Raw genomic sequence first — 20,855 nt, forward strand, 5'->3', positions numbered from 1 at the left:
AGGAAAAAAGAAAAATTTCAGTGATTTAACTATATAAAAATCTCAAAATGTGGTAAAATAGTACAGATAAAATAAGGAGTAAAAAAATGGTAGAACCTAAGTATAAGCGTATTTTGATTAAGTTGTCGGGTGAAGCTCTTGCCGGTGAAAAAGGCGTTGGTATTGATATTCAAACCGTTCAGAAGATGGCGGAAGAAATCAAAGAAGTTCATGATTTGGGAGTTCAAATTGCTCTGGTTATCGGAGGTGGAAACCTTTGGCGGGGTGAGCCGGCAGCAGAAGCGGGCATGGACCGCGTGCAGGCCGACTATACTGGTATGTTGGGCACTGTCATGAATGCGCTGGTAATGGCGGATTCGCTGCAGCAAGTCGGTGTAGATACGCGCGTGCAGACTGCGATTGCTATGCAGCAGGTAGCTGAGCCTTATATCCGAGGTCGGGCTCTTCGTCATCTGGAAAAAGGCCGTATCGTCATTTTCGGTGCAGGTATTGGTTCTCCTTATTTTTCAACCGATACAACCGCTGCCTTGCGCTCAGCAGAGATTGAAGCAGATGCGATTCTCATGGCGAAAAATGGCGTAGATGGTGTTTACAATGCCGATCCTAAGAAAGACAAGACCGCTGTTAAGTTTGATGAGCTGACTCACCGAGATGTCATCAGCAAGGGACTGCGGATTATGGACTCAACGGCTTCGACCCTGTCTATGGACAATGACATTGACTTGGTTGTCTTTAATATGAATGAGCCGGGCAATATCAAACGCGTTGTTATCGGTGAGCAAATCGGAACAACAGTATCAAATAATTTATAAGAACGGAGATTAGAAACTCATGGTAAATGCAATTGTAGAAAAAGCAAAAGAAAGAATGACCCACTCGCACCAAAGTCTGGCTCGTGAATTTGGCAGCATCCGTGCAGGCCGCGCCAATGCCAGCCTTTTGGATCGCATCCATGTGGAGTACTATGGAGTAGAAACTCCGCTCAACCAAATCGCTTCGATTACGATTCCGGAAGCGCGTGTTCTTTTGGTAACACCTTTTGACAAGTCTTCTATCAAGGATATTGAGCGTGCGCTTAATGCTTCTGACCTCGGAATTACGCCAGCCAGCGATGGCTCTGTGATTCGTCTGGTCATTCCAGCTCTGACAGAGGAAACTCGCCGGGACTTGGCTAAAGAAGTGAAAAAGGTCGGTGAAAATGCTAAAGTTGCTATCCGCAACATCCGTCGCGATGCTATGGATGAAGCTAAGAAGCAGGAAAAAGCCAAAGAAATCACTGAAGACGAATTGAAGACCTTGGAAAAGGATATTCAAAAAGTAACGGATGATGCTGTCAAACATATCGATGAGATGACGGCAAATAAAGAAAAAGAACTTTTAGAAGTTTAACATTTTTATCAGAATCAAAACTCAGTTGGCTTTGGCTGACTGAGTTGTTTTAACATCAAAAATCCTTGCCTGGTTTGAAGAAGCAAGGTAGAAAATAGGTCTATATGAATACAAATCTTGCCAGCTTCATCGTGGGTATCATCACGGATGAAAATGATCGCTTTTACTTTGTTCAAAAGGACGGTCAGGTTTACGCTCTTTCTAAGGAAGAGGGAGCGCATGAGCTGGGGCAGTCTGTCAAAGGCTTTGCCTATAGCGATATGAAGCAGAAGCTTCGTTTGACAACTCTCGAAGTTACAGCGACCCAAGACCAGTTTGGCTGGGGAACAGTAACGGAGGTCCGCAAGGATCTAGGTGTCTTTGTCGATACGGGTCTGCCGGATAAGCAAATTGTCGTGTCACTAGACATCTTGCCAGAAATCAAGGAACTCTGGCCTAAGAAAGGCGACCGCCTTTATATCCGTCTAGATGTGGACAAGAAAGACCGCATCTGGGGCCAACTGGCTTATCAAGAGGATTTCCAGCGTCTGGCTCGTCCTGCCTACAATAACATGCAGAACCAAAACTGGCCAGCCATCGTTTATCGGCTCAAGCTTTCTGGCACCTTTGTCTACCTGCCGGAGAATAATATGCTGGGCTTCATCCATCCAAGCGAGCGCTATGCAGAGCCTCGTCTAGGTCAGGTCTTGGATGCACGGGTGATTGGCTTCCGTGAAGTAGACCTCACGCTTAACCTCTCCCTCAAGCCTCGCTCCTTTGAAATGCTGGAAAACGATGCCCAGATGATTCTGACCTATCTGGAGAGCAATGGGGGCTTCATGACCTTGAACGACAAGTCTTCACCAGACGACATCAAGGCTACCTTTGGCATTTCCAAAGGCCAGTTTAAAAAAGCTCTGGGTGGGCTGATGAAAGCTGGTAAAATCAAGCAGGACCCGACTGGAACGGAGTTGGTGTGAGGATAAAGAGTCGTGTATCTAGAGCTGATGCTTATAGAAATACGATTTTAAAGAAATGAAAGGAACCTATGAGAAAATCTTTTTACAGCTGGCTGATGACAGAGCGCAATCCTAAGAGCAAGGAGCCCAAGGCTATTTTAGCGGATTTGGCTTTTCAGGATACTGCCTTTCCCAAGCATACGGATGATTTTGATGAGGTCAGTCGATTTCTAGAGGAGCATGCAAATTTTTCCTTTAACTTGGGCGAGTTCGATGCTATTTGGGAAGAGTATCAGGACCATTAAGTGGATAGTGGCTAGGGATAGTCATTTTCTGCTTGCTTTGATATAATAAAGATAATTCATTCAAAAAAATAAAATAGAGAGGTTCTTTGTTTGCAGGAACATTCAGTAGAATTGAAACTGGGCCATCCAGATGATGCCTTTCATCTCTTTGGTTCTAATGAACGCCATCTGCGCCTTATGGAGCAGGAATTAAAGGTCACCATCCATGCCCGAACCGAGATTGTGCAGATTTTAGGTACGGAGACTGCCTGCGAGGAGACTCGACAGGTCATTCAGGCACTATTGATCTTGGTCAATCGTGGCATGACCATCGGTACTCCCGATGTTGTGACAGCCATTACCATGGTCAAAAATGACGAAATTGATAAGTTTGTAGCTCTTTACGAAGAAGAAATTATCAAGGACAGCTATGGCAAGCCGATTCGGGTCAAGACACTAGGTCAGAAAATCTATGTGGACAGTGTTAAAAATCACGATATCGTCTTTGGTATCGGGCCAGCCGGAACAGGGAAGACCTTTCTGGCGGTGACTTTGGCGGTGACAGCTCTCAAACGTGGGCAGGTTAAGCGAATCATTCTGACACGGCCAGCTGTGGAAGCTGGTGAGAGTTTGGGATTTCTGCCTGGTGACCTTAAGGAAAAGGTGGATCCTTATCTGCGTCCGGTCTATGATGCCTTGTATCAGATTTTGGGCAAGGACCAGACAACGCGCCTTATGGAGCGAGAAATCATTGAGATTGCTCCCCTAGCCTATATGCGGGGGCGGACTTTGGATGATGCTTTTGTAATTCTGGACGAGGCACAGAATACCACCATCATGCAGATGAAGATGTTTCTGACACGCCTCGGTTTCCAGTCCAAGATGATTGTCAATGGAGACATCAGCCAGATTGACCTGCCTCGCAATGTTAAATCAGGACTCATTGATGCTCAGGAGAAATTGAAGAACATTTCCCAGATCGATTTTGTGCATTTCTCAGCTAAGGATGTCGTTCGTCATCCAGTGGTGGCGGAGATTATCCGAGCTTATGAACCAACTCCTGTTAGAGAGGCTGCAACTGAGCCAGAAGAAATGGAATAACATACGAAAAGAGCAGATTTATTTCTGCTCTTTTTTGTGGGATTGATTTTAAAATCGAAATAATCAACTAAACGAGTTCGTCAATAGATGTGTAGTCTTTGTTGAGGCCTTCTGCAACTGGTTGACTGGTGATGTGACCTTGGTAAGTCGTTACACCTTGGCGCAGGCCTTGGTCATCTGCAATGGCTTGCTCGAAGCCTTTTACTGCCAAGGCTTCAACATAAGGAAGGGTAACATTGGTCAAGGCGATGGTAGAAGTGCGGGCTACAGCGCCAGGGATATTTGCAACTGCATAGTGGAGAACACCATGTTTTTCGTAAACAGGCTCAGTGTGAGTCGTCACGCGGTCGGCTGTTTCAATGACACCGCCTTGGTCAACGGCTACGTCTACAATGACAGAGCCTGGACGCATTTGCTTAACCATATCGTCTGTCACTAATTTTGGAGCCTTCGCACCTGGAATAAGTACTGCGCCAATCACGACATCTGCTTCTCGAACGCTAGCTTCGATATTGAAAGGATTCGACATGAGGGTCTGGATTTGATGGCCGAAGACATCTTCTAGGACAGACAGACGCTTAGCGCTGATATCCAGAATAGTCACTTGAGCACCCAGTCCTAGAGCAATACGAGCGGCATGAGTACCTACGACACCGCCGCCGATGATAGTAACTTTTCCTTTCGGAACGCCCGGTACACCACCGAGAAGTACGCCAGATCCACCTTCACTCTTAGTCAGGAAGTGGGCTCCGATTTGGACAGCCATCCGTCCAGCTACCTCACTCATAGGTACCAAGAGTGGCAATTGTCCATCTTGGTCGCGGACAGTTTCGTAGGCCAGACCAGTTGTCTTGGCACTTGTCATAGCATCTGCAAGTTCAGGAGCGGCAGCCATGTGCAGGTAGGTAAAGAGCAAGAGGTCATCGCGGAGGAATCCATATTCAGCTGCCAGAGGTTCTTTGACCTTGACCACCAGCTCAGCTGCCCAAGCTTCTGCAGCAGTAGGGACGATTTTTGCACCTTGCTTTTGGTAGTCTGCATCTGTAAAACCAGATCCCAGCCCCGCATTAGTCTCAATCAGAACTTCATGGCCTTTACCAACGAGGCTATGAACACCAGCTGGTGTCAGAGCGACACGATTTTCATTGTTTTTGATTTCTTTTGGAATACCGATTAACATAAAAAATATGCTCCTTTTTTAAGATGTTTTTATTGTATATGAAAACGCTTCAAAAATCAAGAAAAAATCGGAGCGGTTTGCTTTCATCAGTGAATTGTGCTATTCTGTTAAGAAAAAATAGGAGGTCCTGATGGAAAATATTTATGTCAAACTGGCCCGTCATACCAGACTGGAAACTGAGCGGTTGATCCTGCGTCCAGTGACCTTGGAAGATGCCCCAGCGATGTTTGAGTACGCTTCGGATGAGGAAAATACTCGCTATACCTTTGAGACTAACAAAAGCCTGGAAGAAACACGCAATAATATAGCTCTCTTTTATCTGGCCAATCCTCTGGGGCGCTGGGGAATAGAAGTGAAGGAAAGCTGCAAATTCATCGGGACGATTGACCTGCATAAGATTAGGCTGGACTTGAAAACGGCGGCTATCGGCTATGTAATCAATAAAAAATACTGGAATCTGGGTTATACGACAGAGGCCAATCGCGCAGTCATCAAGCTGGCTTTTGAGGAAATCGGAATGAATAAACTTGTAGCGCTGCATGATGTGGATAATCCAGCATCTGGCCGGGTTATGGTCAAGTCGGGTATGAAATATTCTCACGAAGAGCCTTATGCGTCACTAGACAAGCATGAGCAAGGCCGCATTGTGACGCGGTTGCATTACTATCTGACTAGGGAAGATTATTTTGCAAAAAAATGAGAAAGGATATTGACAAGCACCTATCTACATGTTATATTAGATAGGTACGCTGATTTAGCTCAGTTGGCAGAGCGCATCCATGGTAAGGATGAGGTCGCCGGTTCGATCCCGGCAATTAGCATCTTGTAGGACAAGGTTGGGTTTTCCCAGCCTTTTCTTTTTGTCAATGATAACTGGTAGTGAAAAGCAAAGTTTTGAGGAGGTACAAAATAAAAAAAGAACTGCTTTTGTCTTTGCGGTGAGTGGTTGACAAATCTGCTCTGCTATTTTCCAAAACCCTGCCCTCGGCTCCCTAAAGTGAGTCAAAATATGATATAATAAGGTAATACTAGCAGAGTGGGTAAGATATGTATATCGAAATGGTAGATGAAACGGGTCAGGTTTCAGAAGAGATTCTTAAACAGACTCAGGAAATTTTGGAGTTTGCGGCCCAGAAAACGGGCAAGGAAAATAAGGAAATGGCTGTGACTTTTGTCAGCAATGCGCGTAGCCATGAACTCAACTTGGAATATAGAGATACGGATCGGCCGACGGATGTGATTAGCTTGGAGTATAAGCCTGAGTTGGACATCGCTGTTGACGAGGAGGATTTGCTGGACCATCCTGAGCTAGTTGAGATGCTGGAAGATTTTGACGCCTATATCGGCGAGCTGTTCATTTCAGTGGACAAGGCACGTGAGCAGGCTGAAGAATACGGCCACAGCTTTGAGCGGGAGATGGGCTTTTTGGCAGTGCATGGTTTTCTGCATATCAACGGCTATGATCACTATACGTCGGAAGAAGAAGCAGAAATGTTTGGTTTACAGGAAGAAATTTTAACTGCTTATGGACTCACAAGGAAATAACAAACGCAAATGGAAAAATCGAGATGTGGTCTCGAGTCTGGAATTTGCTTTAACCGGTATTTTTACAGCCTTTAAAGAGGAGCGCAACCTGCGCAAGCATGTCCTTTCGGCTCTGGCGGTGATAGTTGCGGGACTGATTTTTGACTTGTCCGCGATAGAATGGCTCTTTCTCTTTTTGAGCATTTTTCTAGTCATTGCCTTTGAGATTGTCAATTCTGCCATTGAAAATGTCGTAGATCTGGCCAGTGATTACCACTTTTCTATGCGGGCTAAGAATGCCAAGGATATGGCAGCGGGAGCTGTTCTGGTCGTGTCTGGCTTTGCAGTTGTGACGGGACTGATTATTTTTGTTCCCAAGATTTGGGATTGGATTTTTTAAAGATTTGAAAATCGGGGGAGACTGCCGATTTTCTGCTGTTTTAATGGAAATATTGAGGTAAAATAATGACTTTTAAATCAGGTTTTGTAGCTATTTTGGGACGTCCTAATGTTGGGAAATCAACCTTTTTGAATCATGTTATGGGGCAGAAGATTGCCATCATGAGCGACAAGGCTCAGACCACTCGCAATAAAATTATGGGGATTTACACGACGGATAAGGAGCAGATTGTCTTTATCGACACGCCGGGAATCCACAAGCCCAAGACGGCTCTAGGTGATTTTATGGTGGAAGCAGCTTACAGCACCCTGCGTGAGGTGGATACCGTTCTCTTCATGGTGCCGGCTGATGAGCCGCGTGGCAAGGGCGATGACATGATTATCGAACGCCTGAAAGCGGCCAAAGTACCAGTTATTTTGGTAGTTAATAAGATTGATAAAGTCCATCCGGATCAGCTTTTAGCGCAAATTGATGATTTCCGTCAGCAGATGGACTTCAAAGAAATCGTGCCGATTTCAGCCCTGCAGGGCAATAATGTGTCCCATCTTATTGATATTCTCAGTGAGAATCTGGAGGAAGGCTTCCAGTATTTCCCAGAAGACCAGATTACCGACCATCCGGAGCGCTTTCTGGTGTCAGAGATGATTCGGGAGAAAGTGTTGATGTTGACACGGGAGGAAATTCCCCACTCAGTCGCGGTGGTTGTTGACAGCATGAAGCGAGACGAGGAAACGGACAAGGTCCATATCCGAGCGACTATCATGGTGGAGCGTGACAGCCAAAAAGGCATTATCATTGGTAAAGGCGGTTCCATGCTGAAGAAAATCGGATCCATGGCTCGGCGCGATATTGAGCTCATGCTGGGGGACAAGGTCTTCCTAGAAACTTGGGTCAAGGTCAAGAAAAACTGGCGGGACAAGAAGCTGGACTTGGCGGATTTTGGCTATAATAAGAAGGAGTATTGAGGTTCTAAGGAAGCTAGGAAAAATTATATTTGAAAAAGCAGTGAAAGAGAGCATAACAATTTGTTATCTCTTTTTACTACAAACTAGCAGCAAGATAGAAAATTGTTGATATTACGTTATTTAATATTTATTATCCTTCCGTTAATCTGCAAATATTGTTCCGTTAATCCTCGTATTATTCCGAACTATGGTATAATAGAGGGAGAAAGTGAGGTGTGCTCATGTATATGACAGTGAGGCAGGCAGCTGATCTCTGGGGGATTTCTGATCGTCGAGTTCGGTCTCTGTGCAGTCAGGGAAAGATTCCGGGTGCTGTCCAAGAAGGGCGTTTGTGGAGGATTCCCTCAGATGCCAGAAAGCCAGCGGATGGCCGTTATAAGAAAGCAGAGAGTCTCTTGCCTTTGATTGATGAAAAGATGATGCAGTTATCAAAACTTCGCCCTTTGACGGATGGAGAGTTGGAGCGGCTGAATGAAGAGTTCACAGTCGAATATACCTATAACTCAAATGCCATTGAGGGCAATACTCTGACCTTGCGTGAGACAGATTTGGTCCTGCGTGGATTGACTATTGACCAAAAGCCTTTAAAAGATCATATGGAGGCAATCGGTCATCAGGAGGCTTTTCAGTATGTTCAAAGGCTTGTTGAGGAGAACCAGCCTTTGTCAGAACAGATGATAAAGGATATTCATTATCTAGTATTAGCGGATAAAAAAAATGACCGAGGCATTTATCGGAGAGTCCCGGTGCGCATCATGGGAGCAGCCAATGAACCGGCTCAGCCGTATATGATTGCTCCATTGATGGAAAAGCTCCTAGTGGACTATGCTGTAAGTCAGGAAAATATGGTGACCAAGCTAGCTCAGTTTCATATTTCCTTTGAGAGTATCCATCCGTTTATTGACGGCAATGGCCGAACGGGTAGGCTCTTGGTGAATTTGGAGTTGATGAAGGCGGGCTATCCACCGATTGATATAAAATTTACGGATAGATTGGCCTATTATCAAGCATTTGATGACTTCCATTCAAAAGGAAGTTTATCGTCAATGGAGGATTTATTTGCCAAATATATCAATGAAAGATTGGATATGTATTTGGAGATTCTATCTCTTGATGACGAAGGATAAGGAGATCAGATTTATAGTTGATATAAATCTTTCCAATCCTGCTTTCTTTGTCTCAGGTGGAAAAGAAGCCGAAACCATTCATGACTGGCACCGCAGGTTGGCACAGAAAAATGCTAGGTCTGAATGCGCCTATTATTCTGGCAAAGGGCCTGCTTGGCTTTTTAGTGATGTGGATACGCATATTCAGCTACTGCGCTATTTCTTTCAAAACGCTGCCTTTCCAGAGAAATTGAAAGGATTTTGATATGGACTATATTTCCTATATTCGCTCCAAGGTGGGGCATGATAAGGTTATTCTGAATTTTGCTGGTGGAATTGTAGCAGACGAGGACGGTCGTGTGCTTCTGCAGTTGCGAGGTGATAAGAAAACATGGGCGATTCCTGGTGGAGCTATGGAGCTCGGGGAGACTTCTCTGCAATCAGCCGTGCGTGAATTTTACGAAGAGACAGGCATTGCTGTTGAAGCCAAGCGCTTGCTGAATGTTTACACTAATTTTGATGAATCTTATCCTAATGGGGACAAAGTGCAGACGGTTGTCTTTCTGTATGAGTTGCAGGCACTGGAGAATGTTGATATTTCCAATTTTCATAATGAGGAAACACTGCGGTTAGGCTTTTTTTCTAAAGAAGAAATAGCAGAGCTGGAAAATGTATCGGATAAACACCGCCTGATGCTGGATGAGTATTTTTCGGACAGCTTTGCTATGGGGCTTTGATATTGAGAATACTAAGAAAGGAGCTTTATGCCTGAATTACCTGAAGTGGAAACGGTTCGGCGTGGTTTGGAGCGTCTGGTTGTTGGCAAGACGATTGGGCAGGTGCAGGTCCGCTATGCTAAGATGATTGGAACGGGAGTGGATAGCTTTGTCCATGACTTGCCAGGTCAGACCATTGAAAGGATTGGCCGTCGGGGCAAGTATTTGCTTTTTTACCTGACGGGTGGAGTGCTGATTTCCCATCTGCGAATGGAAGGCAAGTATCTTTTTTATCCTGATGAGGTGCCTGAGCGCAAGCATGCCCATGTCTTTTTCGAGATGACAGATGGTGGGACGCTTGTTTATGAGGATGTCCGCAAGTTTGGGACCATGGAGCTGTTGAGAAAGGATCAGCTGGAGGCTTATTTTGCTGCCAGAAAGCTTGGTCCTGAGCCGACAGAGGCGGACTTTCTTTTATCGCATTTTGTAGCAGCTTTGAATCGTTCCAAGAAGCCCATCAAACCCTATTTGCTAGAGCAGACCTTAGTCGTTGGGCTAGGTAATATCTATGTAGATGAGGCTCTTTGGCGGGCGCGGATTCATCCGGCAAGGCCAGCAGCTAGTCTAAAACCTACTGAAGTGAAGCGGTTGCGTGAGCAGATTATAGAAGTTTTGCAGCTTGGGATTGAAAAGAGAGGATCGACCATTCGGACCTACCGCAATGCTTTGGGTGAGGATGGCACTATGCAGGATTTTCTGCAGGTCTATGGAAAGACTGGCCAACCCTGCGCTAGATGCGGCAGCCCGATTGAGAAAATTAAGCTGGGCGGACGCGGTACACATCTCTGTCCTCATTGCCAGAAAGCGAGGTAGCTGTCATGGCAAGAATTATCGGTATCACTGGCGGCATTGCCTCGGGTAAGTCAACTGTGACAGAGGTTTTAAGGCAGCAGGGATATCAGGTTATCGATGCGGATCAGGTGGTTCATAAGCTACAGGAGCCGGGGGAACGGCTTTATCAAGCTCTTTTATCTACTTTTGGCTCATCTATCTTACAGGAAGATGGGCGCTTGGATCGGCCTAAGCTGGGAGCTATGATTTTTGGGAATCCCGAACTCTTGGAGCAATCCAGTCAAATACAAAATCAGATTATCCGCGAGGAACTGGCTGGCCGGCGAGATTTGCTGGCAGAGACGGAAGACATCTTTTTTATGGATCTTCCCTTGTTGTTTGAGTTACAATATGAAGATTGGTTTGACCAAATCTGGCTGGTGGACGTGACAGAGGAAACTCAGCTCAGTCGTCTTATGACTCGAAATGCTCTCAGTCAGGTAGAGGCAGAAAAGCGAATAGCAGCTCAGCTATCTTTACAAGAAAAACGAAAGAGGGCGGATGTGCTGATTGATAATAATGGCTCGCTAGAGGCTACTCGACAGCAGATTCGCAATGCTTTGCAGAAATTAGAAAGAAGATGATTTATCACGACACAAGTAAACTGGAAACATAACCTGAAAGTCGCTTGGTTTGGGAACTTCCTGACAGGTGCCAGCATTTCTCTGGTGACGCCTTTTATGCCACTTTTCGTGGAGCAGTTGGGTGCTAGCGGTCATGAGGTGGAGTATTACGCTGGGCTAGGGATTTCACTCTCTGCAATCTCAGCGGCGCTGCTCTCTCCTGTCTGGGGAAGCCTGGCCGATCGGTATGGCCGTAAGCCTATGATGATACGTGCAGCTACTGCCATGGTTTTCACGATGGGCGGTATTGCCTTTGTTCCCAATATTTTCTGGCTCTTGCTCCTACGCTTTCTAAACGGTGTTTTTGCTGGTTATGTTCCCAACAGCACAGCTTTGATTGCCAGTCAGGCTCCCAAGGAAAAAACGGGTTATGCTCTGGGAACTCTCTCGACCGGTGTCGTTGCGGGTAATCTTATGGGTCCATTTATTGGTGGTCTGATTGCGGAGATGTTCGGTATTCGAAATGTCTTTCTCCTGATTGGCGGCTTCTTTCTAGTGGCAGCCCTGATGACTTTTTATTTGATTCGGGAGGATTTTGTGCCAGTGACCCGACAAGAAGAGGTAGGCTTTAGGGAATTGTTGCGTCAACTCAGGTATCCTAAGATGCTGATTAATCTCTTTCTGACCAGCTTTGTTATCCAGTTTGCAGCTCAATCTATTAGCCCTATTCTTGCCCTCTATGTCAGAGAGCTAGGGCAAAAGGACAATCTGATCTTTGTTTCGGGTCTCATCGTTTCTAGCATGGGACTTTCCAGCATGATGAGCTCCAGCATTCTGGGGCGGTTAGGAGACCGTATCGGCAATCATCGGCTTCTGGTGCTGGCTCAGTTCTATTCAATCCTGATTTATCTGCTCTGTGCCAATGCTGGTTCCCCTATGCAGCTGGGCTTTTATCGCTTTTTATTTGGCCTAGGAACAGGAGCGCTGATACCAGGTGTCAATGCTCTGCTAAGTAAGATAACACCCAAGTTTGGAATCTCTAGAATTTTCAGTTATAATCAGATTTTCTTTTATCTGGGTGGGGTGGTCGGCCCTATGTCTGGATCGGTCATTGCGGCAGCCTATGGCTATCATTCAGTCTTTTATGCAACAGCAGGGCTAGTTGCTGTCAGTATGCTGGCCAATCTCTTTAGTTTTCGAAATTTATTTAAAAAGAAGGATATCTAGTGCGCGTTAAAATAAATTTAAAATGTTCCAGCTGCGGCAGTCAGAACTATCTGACCAGCAAAAATACTAAAACGCATCCGGAAAAAATTGAGGTTTTAAAGTATTGTCCTAAGGAAAGAAAAGTTACTTTACATCTTGAATCCAAGTAGATTTTATGATAAAATAGATAGGATTTTAAGGAGTTTTTATTTATGTACAACCTATTATTAACCATTTTAGTCATTTTATCAGCTATTATTGTCATTGCAATTTTTATGCAACCAACCAAAAATCAGTCCAGCAACGTCTTTGATGCCAGCGCCAACGACTTGTTTGAACGTCCTAAGGCACGCGGTTTTGAAGCTGTGATGCAGCGTATGACGGGAATCATGATTTTCTTCTGGCTACTGATTGCATTGGTATTAGCAGTATTATCTAGTAAATAAAATGGGCTCTGACTTCGTCTTGGCCTATTTTTTAAGTTTTAAAGAGATTTAGCAAGGATGAAGAAAGAACTCATCAAGAGAAGAGGAATATGAAATCAGAAATCATTGAATATTTAAAAGACAGGCAGCAGGCTAGCGTGGATGAGCTGGCGGCTGCTTTGGGGAAAGAGTCTTCCAAGGCCTTTAGTAGCTTGGTTAAGACCATCTCCCAGATGGAAAGAAAGCATCAGATTCGTTTTGATGACAAGGGGCGGATTGAGCTTTATGAGAAGAAAAAGCAGGAGCGTCTGACGCTCAAGGGTGTTTTTCATGCCCACAAGAATGGCTTTGGCTTTGTCACCCTGAATGAGGAAGAGGATGACCTCTTTGTCGGCCGCAATGATGTCAATCATGCCATTGATGGCGATACGGTGGAAGTAGTCATCACCAAGGTGGCAGACCGGATCAAGGGAACATCAGCTGAGGCTAAGATTATTGATATTTTGGAGCATAGCCTGACGTCGGCAGTTGGCCAGCTGGTTCTGGATGAAGAAAAGCCCAAGTACGCGGGCTATATCCGCTCGAAAAATCAGAAAATCAGCCAGCCTATTTATGTCAAAAAACCAGCCTTAGTTCTGGACGGTACAGAAGTACTCAAGGTTGTTATTGACAAATATCCGACCAAGAAACACGATTTCTTCGTGGCCAGTCTGGTCGATGTGGTCGGCCACGTCAACGACCCTGGTATTGATGTACTGGAAGTGCTGGAGTCGATGGACATTGTCTCCGAATTTCCAGAAAAGGTCTTGGAAGAAGCCGAGCGAGTTCCAGATGCACCGACTGAGAGTGATTTGGTAGGGCGTTTGGACCTGCGAGATGAGATTACCTTTACCATCGATGGAGCGGATGCCAAAGACTTGGACGATGCTGTCCATATCAAGCGTCTAAAAAATGGCAACTTTGAGCTGGGAGTACACATCGCAGATGTGTCCTACTATGTCAAGGAAGGCTCTGAGCTGGACAAGGAAGCCCTTAATCGGGCAACTTCAGTCTATGTGACCGACCGCGTGGTACCTATGCTGCCAGAGCGCTTGTCCAACGGTATCTGCTCCCTCAATCCCAATGTGGATCGGCTGACCCAGTCGGCGATCATGGAGATAGATGCCAAGGGGCGCGTGGTCAAGCATACCATTACCCAGACTGTTATCAAGACGACCTTCCGCATGACCTACAGTGATGTCAACGACATCATCGCAGGAGATGAGGAAAAAGCTGGGCAGTTCAAGGCTATTGTGCCTAGTATTGACAGCATGGTCCAGCTACATGAGATTCTGGAAAGGATGCGCTTTAAGCGTGGTGCACTTAACTTTGACACCAATGAAGCCAAAATCATGGTCAATAAAGAAGGCCGGCCGGTTGACATTGTCCTGCGTCAGCGGGGAATTGCTGAGCGCATGATTGAGTCCTTTATGCTGGTGGCGAATGAGACGGTGGCTGAGCATTTTGCTAAGCTAAATCTGCCCTTCATCTATCGGATCCACGAGGATCCTAAGGCGGAGAAGGTGCAGAAGTTTATCGACTATGCCTCTAGCTTCGGGATTCGGATATACGGGACGGCTAGCTCTATGAGTCAGCAGGCTCTGCAGGATATTATGGAGGCGGTCAAAGACCAGCCTTATGAGGATGTCCTGTCCATGATGCTTCTGCGCTCCATGCAGCAGGCTCGCTACTCTGAGCACAATCACGGCCACTATGGTCTGGCAGCGGAGTTTTATACGCATTTCACTAGTCCGATTCGCCGTTATCCAGACCTTTTGGTTCATCGGATGGTGCGGGATTATGGCAAGTCTAAGGAAATAGCAGAGCATTTTGAGCAAGTGATTCCAGAGATTGCCAGTCAGTCTTCCAGCCGAGAGCGTCGAGCTATCGAGGCCGAGCGTGAAGTCGAAGCCATGAAGAAGGCTGAGTACATGGAAGAATTTGTTGGAGAAGAGTTTGACGGCGTGGTTTCAAGCGTGGTTAAGTTTGGACTCTTTGTCGAGTTGCCCAATACGGTCGAAGGCTTGATTCATGTCACCAACCTGCCAGAGTTTTACAGCTACAATGAGCGGACCATGACCCTGCAAGGAGAAAAGTCTGGCGTGATCTTCAAGGTCGGTCAGCAAATTCGCATCAAGTTGGTCCGAGCGGATAAAGCTACGGGCGAGATTGACTTTGAGTATCTGCCTAGTGAATTTGACCTGGTAGAAAAGACCAGTAAGACTGGCAGAGGCAGGTCAGGCAGAAAGAGGCGTCGTGAGGATGACAAGCGTAGCCATTCTGCCAAAGAAAAAGGCCACAGAGATAAGAAAGATAAGAAGTCCAAGAAAGGCAAGAGCCAGAAGGCATTTTACAAGGAACTAGTTAAGAAAGGAGCTAAGCATGGCAAAGGGAGAAGGAAAGGTCGTCGCTCAAAATAAGAAGGCTCGACACGACTACACCATCGTGGATACCATTGAGGCCGGCATGGTGCTGACAGGGACGGAGATCAAGAGCGTCCGCGCAGCCCGCATCAATCTCAAAGACGGCTTTGCCCAAATCAAGAACGGTGAGGCCTGGCTCAGCAATGTCCATATTGCTCCTTATGAAGAGGGCAATATCTGGAACCAAGAGCCTGAGCGTCGCAGAAAGCTACTGCTGCATAAGAAGCAGATCCAAAAGTTGGAGCAGGAGACCAAGGGAACTGGCATGACGCTGGTGCCGCTCAAGGTCTATCTCAAGGACGGCTATGCCAAGCTGCTTCTGGGGCTAGCCAAAGGGAAGCACGACTATGACAAGCGCGAGTCCATCAAACGCCGCGAGCAAAACCGAGACATTGCAAGACAGATGAAGAACTTTAATACAAGATAAAAGACTGGGTGACCGGTCTTTTTTTATTTTATGGAGCAAGTTTTCCGGTTATTCGATTGTCTTCGATGACTTTTCTAATTTTAAAAAAAGAAGTGAGCATAATAGTTGATAAGTAACCATCCAGATGATATGCTTGTTCTTGCATCAGATACAAGTTTATAAAAAAGGAGTTTCTATGGATACAAAATTCTCAGTGGCTTTGCATATCTTGACAATGATTAGTGAGAGTAGGGAGACTTTGAGTTCGCAAAACTTAGCGACGAGTGTAGGAACTAATTCTAGCTATATCCGAAAAGTCATTACCTTGTTGAAAAATGCAGGTTTAATTATTTCTCATCAAGGTAAATCGGGCTATCAACTCGGCAAAACTCCTAAGAAGATGAGTTTACTTGAGATTTATTATGCTACCCAAGAAGTTAAGCGCATTAGTTTGTTTCAAATGCATCAGAACGCTAATCAAGAATGTTCTGTCGGACAAAATATTCAAGAAGCGGTCTCGCCGATTTTTGCTATTGCAGAAGCTCAACTAGAAAAGGCATTGCGCCATCAAACATTAGATGATGTCATCAATAATTTATATAAAACAGCTAATCAAGTTCGAAACTGACTTGTAAAATCTTAGTTTTAAAAACAAAAATACAGTCTTGCACTTGATGCAAAGAAGATAAAGGATAGAAAAGAGATTATAATGAAAGCAGCACTACATACAAAATATGACAAAAAGAACATCAACCTTACGATAACAAAAATAGCAAAGCCTATCATTACAGATAATCAAGTTTTGGTTAAGGTCACTGCAGCGGGAGTCAATCCTTTGGACAATATGATTTCCCGAGGAGAAGTTAAGATGATCGCTCCTTACAAATTGCCGCAAACAGCTGGAAATGAAGTTGTTGGAGTTGTTGAAGAACTTGGAAGCCGTGTCAGCAACTTCAAGCTTAGCGACCGTGTTTTTGCTCGCCTCCCACTTGATCATATCGGAGCTTTTGCAGAATATGTTGTCGTAGATAGTGAAGCCTTGGCAAAAGTCCCAGAATATTTGACAGACATAGAAGCTGCTGCGGTGCCTTTGACGGCTTTGACTATTATGCAAGCCCTTGAGCTTATAGGAGCTCAAGCTGGTAAAACAATCTTCATCTCTGGAGGTACAGGTGGTGTTGGTGGCATGGCGATTCCTATTGCTAAAGCAAAAGGCTTGAAAGTCATTACGAATGGTGCTGCCGTTAACGCTGAGCGTGTCTTGAAACTGGGGGCAGATCGCTTTATTGATTACAAGACGGAGGATTATACAAAAACTGTCAGCGATGTGGACTATGTTTTGGATACACTTGGTGGTGCTGAAACAGAGAAGCAAATGTCTATCATGAAAAAAGGCGGACACTTGGTTTCTCTTCGAGCGATGCCAAATGATGCTTTTGCTAAACGCATGAACTTGCCAAAATGGAAACAAATCTTGCTAGGACTTGCTGGTCGTAAGTTTGATAAGATGGCTGAGAAGTATGGTGTTCATTATCATTTTATTTTTGTTGAAAGTAACGGTGCTCAATTACAAGAAGTAGCAGATATTTTCAGTAAACTTGAAATCAAACCGTCTATTGATACAGTTTACCCGTTTGATGAGGTGAATCCTGCTCTCGACAAGGTTGCGAATGGACGTTCACGTGGGAAAACAGTTCTCAGCTTTGAATAATTAGAAAGAAGTTTATGTCTTACATTACAACAAAAAATCAATACATTACTGTTGCTGGCAATCAAATTGCCTATCGTGAACTTAGCAAGGGTAAGTCTGACTTTCCACTTGTTATGTTAGTTCACTTGGCTGCTACCTTGGACAATTGGGATCCAAAACTTTTAGATTTGATTGCGCAAGAGCATCATGTCCTTGTCTTAGACCTACCAGGTGTTGGGGAAAGTCAGGGAAAAGTTGCAACGACTATCCCAGGCATGGCAGAGCAAACCATTGCCATTATAAGTGATTTAGGTTACAATCGTATCAACCTTTTAGGACTGTCTATGGGCGGTATGATTGCTCAAGAAATAGTTCGTATGGATTCTGATTTGGTTAATTCTCTTATTTTGGCAGGAACTGGTCCTCGAGGTGGATTTGAAATGGATAAGGTTACCGGAAAAACATTCAAATATATGTTTAAAGCTGCCCTTGAGCGTATTGACCCAAAACGCTATATTTTTTACAATCATGATGAGCAAGGTAAAGTAGAGGCTTTGAAGGTTTTAGATCGTATGGGCGCGCGGACTGAGGAATTTAAGGACAAAGACATGAAAATTGCTGGTTTCTTAACGCAGCTCAAGGCAATCAAGGCTTGGGGACAAGCTCCACAAGACGATCTGAAATATATCACTCAACCAACCTTAATTGTGAATGGTGATAAGGATATGCAAGTCCCAACAGAAAATTCTTATGCTATGCATGAAAAGGTAGAAGGCAGCAAACTTCTTATCTATCCAAATGCTGGACATGGTTCCATTTTTCAATATGCAGATGAATTCTCAAAGGAATTGTTGAGGTTTTTGGCAGCATAAAATAGTCAAAATGGTAGGGTTAAAAAAGGGACATAGCAACTTTAATACAATATGAAAGACTGGGCGACCGGTCTTTTTTAACATTCAACTCTGTCAATTGATTTATGCTATAATGGAAAGGATGAGGTTTGAGGATGACCACTTTTGTTGAATGATTGATGAAAAAAAGTGGAATGACTCCGAGGATTATCAAAATAAATGGCTAGATGAATTAAAAACTGGTGGTAAGCAAATGAAACTCAATAAAAAATTTTTCATATTTATATTCTGTTTGATTCTGACTTTCGTGGCTTCACTGACTTTTTTTCTAGGTGGGAAGAAGAAAGAATATGCTAAGAGTGAATATTGTGTTGAAGGAATACAGCTATTTAATAAAGATAAATATGTTTTGGTTGGCAGTAAAGAAACTGATTCTTTTCGCTATAGTCAAAATTATATAACGGATTTTAAATACAACAGCTTGGATGAATATGACAGTGCAAGTTCATCTAAAGTAAATAAAGAGGAATATTTCAAAATCAAGATATATAATTTGCACGATTCTACCAAAATAACTAGCAAAGAAGTCGATATCTATAGTTTGTTAGGACGAGAGAATACATATAGGCTAAAGCAGATTCAGGAGCAGTTCTCAAGGGATGGCAAAGAGTATTTATCCTTTAGCATGTATTCGAACGAAGTCGGTAAGATAGAAAAAACTATATACGTAATTCTGTCGTTGGATACGGGAAAAATCGAAAAGAAGATGTCAGAAAATGAGTTCAATGAATTTTTAAGTAAAGAGGATATCACAATTTTTCCTGTGGAGGCTTCTTCGCCTATGGCTACCAATTGGAAAAAAGGAGGTATAGAGAGTCAGATTAGTTCTTCAACATCAAATTATCACTTAGGATATGGACCAGGTTACTTAGTAGCTTCTTATGATAAAGGTAATTTAGATCTTTCAGGCACTAATTTCGCAAAACTTTATCCAGAAATTGAGATAAATATAAAAGAAGGCAATAAAATTTATTTCCGTCCTAATCAGTATAATGAAGAAGAATGGTTTAATGATTTAATTCATTGGTTTGCGCCCGAAGGTCAGGATGTAATGGAACTTTATGCCACAGATGAAACTACTGGAGAGAAAACACAGATTCGATCTTTTAATGATTTCAAGCAGTGGGTTGAAACCCATCCACAAAAAGAAAACTAGAGTCTACAGGGAAAACGATAAAACTACTGACAAATAACTTTTACGACAAGCGCGAATCCGTCAAACTCCGCGAACAAAACCGCGACATGGCAAGACAATGGAAAGGATGAGGTTTTAGGATGAATTTATTTGTAAAAAGAAGATCTTTTAAGACAAACTATATACTGGATTAAGGAGCAGAAGATGAAAAAGACAAATAAAAAATGGTTGAACAGATTACTGTTGTTTGTATCTGTTCTCGGATTGATAGGGGGAAGTTTATTCCTCTATCAATGGTATCTGTCGGAGAAATATACAGGTTACCAGTATTACACTGGTAAAGCTAAAATTGACTCTTATCAAATTATTGCGGATGGCAAAGGAGCGATAGTACATTGGGATGTAGTTCAGTCAGAGGAAGCAGAATTGCGCAAGTATAATAAACAATTATTCACTGAATGGCTAAATCCTACATCTCAAAACTATATTCTTAGGAATAATTTGAAATTACCAAAGCACCCTTCGGCTATCCATGAATCGATTGGGAAGAATGCCTATTGGACTTTATCAATTTACAAGTTAGAAGGGAATAAACTAAAAGAAGAGCCTGAAATTGACTTACTAACTACAGTGAACCAATATAAAAGGGGTTATATTGCAAGTTATATTGGTCCGGTTTACTCTTATAAAGGCAAAGATTTGTTGGCGCTTTACATTAGACCTTTGGAAGGCTATGAGATAAAGAAACAGGTGTTTTTAAATCTCCAAACAAGAAAAATTGAAGAAGTGAAAGCTATTGAAAATATAAAGTTTCCCTATTCTTCTATCAAACTTAATAATATATCTAACTTTGGAATAAAAAGTGATGGATTTGGGTTCCATTTTACAATCAAACCAGGGGAAATGGTAAATACACCTATTAGCAAAGATAAAGATGCTATGAACATATTAGAGAAAGAGAATTCTCAAGTTGTCATTTTGACAAACGAAAATAGTTTTGATACCGTTGATAGAATTGCATCAGTTTATTCAAAGTTTTTGCCAAACGATTATAATCTTTATAGAGACTCTAAGATACCCAAAGAATTGTCTATCGATGGTCAAGATCATGCGTTCAGTTCCAAGGAAGAGTTTGACCAATATTATGATGTTGAAAAAGCCAAAAATCTTTATCATTTGAATGATTAGAATGTTGGTAGACGGTTTATTTTCTATCTTCGGCAGTATATTATCTGAAAGAGCACACTTTGATTTTTGTTACTGAGCTCGGACCGATAAGGGTACAGTGATATATTTTTTCTTGATGTTCTCGTATTTTTTGAATTGAACTATCAAAGATATGCTGCTGGTTGCAGTATTAGGCTTCTTTGGCTATAAGCAAGTTAGCAAGAAAAAAGAAGAATGATAGTAAACTTCCTATGTGAGAAAGAACTGGCTGATGGACCAGTTCTTTCTTTTTGCAGGGAAGGCAGTTCAATTTGACACTTGTCAAGTCTGTGCTTTTCGAGTATGATAAAGACAGTTAAATTATTCGGAGCTTGGCTTTCAGAGAAAGGATTTTTT

Annotated in this window: 24 protein-coding genes, 1 tRNA gene and 1 pseudogene; 25 read left to right on the top strand and 1 reads right to left on the bottom strand. The window is 43.5% G+C overall.

Going from position 1 to position 20,855, the window contains the following annotated elements:
* Positions 1-86: 86 nt before the first annotated feature.
* The 5 genes from pyrH to J1C81_RS03940 all read left to right on the top strand — a co-directional run bounded on the left by pyrH (position 87) and on the right by J1C81_RS03940 (position 3,712).
* On the top strand, positions 87-812 hold the full coding sequence (pyrH, locus tag J1C81_RS03920) for a UMP kinase (protein ID WP_002894857.1): 726 nt from the start codon (positions 87-89) through the stop codon (positions 810-812).
* A gap of 19 nt (positions 813-831) precedes the next feature.
* Positions 832-1,389, top strand: a complete 558-nt coding sequence (frr, locus tag J1C81_RS03925) for a ribosome recycling factor (RefSeq protein ID WP_002914690.1) — start codon at positions 832-834, stop codon at positions 1,387-1,389.
* 104 nt (positions 1,390-1,493) lie between these two features.
* Positions 1,494-2,348 (top strand): RNA-binding virulence regulatory protein CvfB, encoded by an 855-nt coding sequence (gene cvfB / locus J1C81_RS03930; protein ID WP_002914691.1) that lies wholly within the window; start codon positions 1,494-1,496, stop codon positions 2,346-2,348.
* A gap of 68 nt (positions 2,349-2,416) precedes the next feature.
* Entirely contained in the window at positions 2,417-2,632 is a 216-nt protein-coding gene (locus J1C81_RS03935) for a YozE family protein (protein ID WP_002914692.1), read from the top strand.
* Between the two features lie 90 nt (positions 2,633-2,722).
* Positions 2,723-3,712, top strand: coding sequence for a PhoH family protein (locus tag J1C81_RS03940; RefSeq protein WP_002914693.1), 990 nt, complete (start codon positions 2,723-2,725; stop codon positions 3,710-3,712).
* Between the two features lie 67 nt (positions 3,713-3,779).
* Here J1C81_RS03940 and ald read toward each other — a convergent pair whose 3' ends face one another.
* Positions 3,780-4,892 carry an alanine dehydrogenase gene (ald, locus tag J1C81_RS03945; RefSeq protein ID WP_002914694.1) on the bottom strand — a complete coding sequence of 371 codons (1,113 nt, stop codon included), beginning with the start codon at positions 4,890-4,892 and terminating at the stop codon, positions 3,780-3,782.
* Between the two features lie 130 nt (positions 4,893-5,022).
* Here ald and J1C81_RS03950 point away from each other — a divergent pair, with 130 nt between their 5' ends.
* The 20 genes and pseudogenes from J1C81_RS03950 (at position 5,023) to J1C81_RS04045 (ending at position 20,480) form a co-directional block, all read left to right on the top strand.
* The gene (locus tag J1C81_RS03950; RefSeq protein ID WP_002914699.1) at positions 5,023-5,592 is read left to right on the top strand and encodes a GNAT family N-acetyltransferase; all 570 of its coding nucleotides are present in this window, start codon (positions 5,023-5,025) and stop codon (positions 5,590-5,592) included.
* Between the two features lie 48 nt (positions 5,593-5,640).
* Positions 5,641-5,713: transfer RNA gene (locus tag J1C81_RS03955), tRNA-Thr, on the top strand.
* Between the two features lie 226 nt (positions 5,714-5,939).
* A complete protein-coding gene (gene ybeY, locus J1C81_RS03960) occupies positions 5,940-6,437 on the top strand; it encodes an rRNA maturation RNase YbeY (protein ID WP_002894864.1) in 498 nt (165 codons plus the stop codon).
* Complete coding sequence (locus J1C81_RS03965; RefSeq protein WP_002894866.1) at positions 6,418-6,816, top strand: diacylglycerol kinase family protein; 399 nt, start codon at positions 6,418-6,420, stop codon at positions 6,814-6,816. Before ybeY ends, J1C81_RS03965 begins: the two co-directional genes overlap by 20 nt.
* Positions 6,817-6,881: 65 nt before the next feature.
* Complete coding sequence (gene era, locus J1C81_RS03970) at positions 6,882-7,781, top strand: GTPase Era (RefSeq protein ID WP_002894867.1); 900 nt, start codon at positions 6,882-6,884, stop codon at positions 7,779-7,781.
* 221 nt (positions 7,782-8,002) lie between these two features.
* Positions 8,003-8,908, top strand: coding sequence for a Fic family protein (locus J1C81_RS03975; RefSeq protein ID WP_002914700.1), 906 nt, complete (start codon positions 8,003-8,005; stop codon positions 8,906-8,908).
* 28 nt (positions 8,909-8,936) lie between these two features.
* Positions 8,937-9,152, top strand: a pseudogene (locus J1C81_RS03980) (hypothetical protein); the annotation flags it as partial.
* Position 9,153: 1 nt separating this feature from the next.
* Positions 9,154-9,624, top strand: coding sequence for an NUDIX hydrolase (locus tag J1C81_RS03985; protein WP_002914702.1), 471 nt, complete (start codon positions 9,154-9,156; stop codon positions 9,622-9,624).
* Positions 9,625-9,651: 27 nt separating this feature from the next.
* Positions 9,652-10,476, top strand: a complete 825-nt coding sequence (mutM, locus tag J1C81_RS03990) for a DNA-formamidopyrimidine glycosylase (protein ID WP_002914703.1) — start codon at positions 9,652-9,654, stop codon at positions 10,474-10,476.
* A 5-nt stretch (positions 10,477-10,481) separates the two neighbouring features.
* On the top strand, positions 10,482-11,078 hold the full coding sequence (coaE, locus tag J1C81_RS03995) for a dephospho-CoA kinase (RefSeq protein WP_002914704.1): 597 nt from the start codon (positions 10,482-10,484) through the stop codon (positions 11,076-11,078).
* A 3-nt stretch (positions 11,079-11,081) separates the two neighbouring features.
* Positions 11,082-12,284 (top strand): multidrug efflux MFS transporter, encoded by a 1,203-nt coding sequence (locus J1C81_RS04000; protein WP_328263754.1) that lies wholly within the window; start codon positions 11,082-11,084, stop codon positions 12,282-12,284.
* Positions 12,284-12,433 (top strand): 50S ribosomal protein L33, encoded by a 150-nt coding sequence (gene rpmG, locus J1C81_RS04005; RefSeq protein WP_072074309.1) that lies wholly within the window; start codon positions 12,284-12,286, stop codon positions 12,431-12,433. Before J1C81_RS04000 ends, rpmG begins: the two co-directional genes overlap by 1 nt.
* Before the next feature lie 42 nt (positions 12,434-12,475).
* A complete protein-coding gene (secG, locus tag J1C81_RS04010) occupies positions 12,476-12,709 on the top strand; it encodes a preprotein translocase subunit SecG (RefSeq protein WP_002894878.1) in 234 nt (77 codons plus the stop codon).
* 89 nt (positions 12,710-12,798) lie between these two features.
* The gene (gene rnr / locus J1C81_RS04015; RefSeq protein ID WP_002914705.1) at positions 12,799-15,147 is read left to right on the top strand and encodes a ribonuclease R; all 2,349 of its coding nucleotides are present in this window, start codon (positions 12,799-12,801) and stop codon (positions 15,145-15,147) included.
* Positions 15,110-15,577: an SsrA-binding protein SmpB gene (gene smpB, locus J1C81_RS04020; protein ID WP_002894882.1), complete on the top strand. Its 468-nt coding sequence runs from the start codon at positions 15,110-15,112 to the stop codon at positions 15,575-15,577. The genes rnr and smpB overlap by 38 nt, the downstream gene beginning before the upstream one ends.
* Before the next feature lie 175 nt (positions 15,578-15,752).
* On the top strand, positions 15,753-16,184 hold the full coding sequence (locus J1C81_RS04025; RefSeq protein WP_032909685.1) for an Rrf2 family transcriptional regulator: 432 nt from the start codon (positions 15,753-15,755) through the stop codon (positions 16,182-16,184).
* 81 nt (positions 16,185-16,265) lie between these two features.
* Positions 16,266-17,267: an NADP-dependent oxidoreductase gene (locus J1C81_RS04030; protein WP_002914708.1), complete on the top strand. Its 1,002-nt coding sequence runs from the start codon at positions 16,266-16,268 to the stop codon at positions 17,265-17,267.
* A gap of 14 nt (positions 17,268-17,281) precedes the next feature.
* Entirely contained in the window at positions 17,282-18,118 is an 837-nt protein-coding gene (locus tag J1C81_RS04035; RefSeq protein ID WP_002914709.1) for an alpha/beta fold hydrolase, read from the top strand.
* A 232-nt stretch (positions 18,119-18,350) separates the two neighbouring features.
* Complete coding sequence (locus J1C81_RS04040; RefSeq protein WP_032909786.1) at positions 18,351-19,313, top strand: hypothetical protein; 963 nt, start codon at positions 18,351-18,353, stop codon at positions 19,311-19,313.
* 183 nt (positions 19,314-19,496) lie between these two features.
* On the top strand, positions 19,497-20,480 hold the full coding sequence (locus J1C81_RS04045; protein ID WP_002914711.1) for a hypothetical protein: 984 nt from the start codon (positions 19,497-19,499) through the stop codon (positions 20,478-20,480).
* The last annotated feature ends 375 nt before the right edge of the window (positions 20,481-20,855 follow it).

Source organism: Streptococcus sanguinis, assembly GCF_050225395.1.
Classification (GTDB): Bacteria; Bacillota; Bacilli; order Lactobacillales; family Streptococcaceae; genus Streptococcus.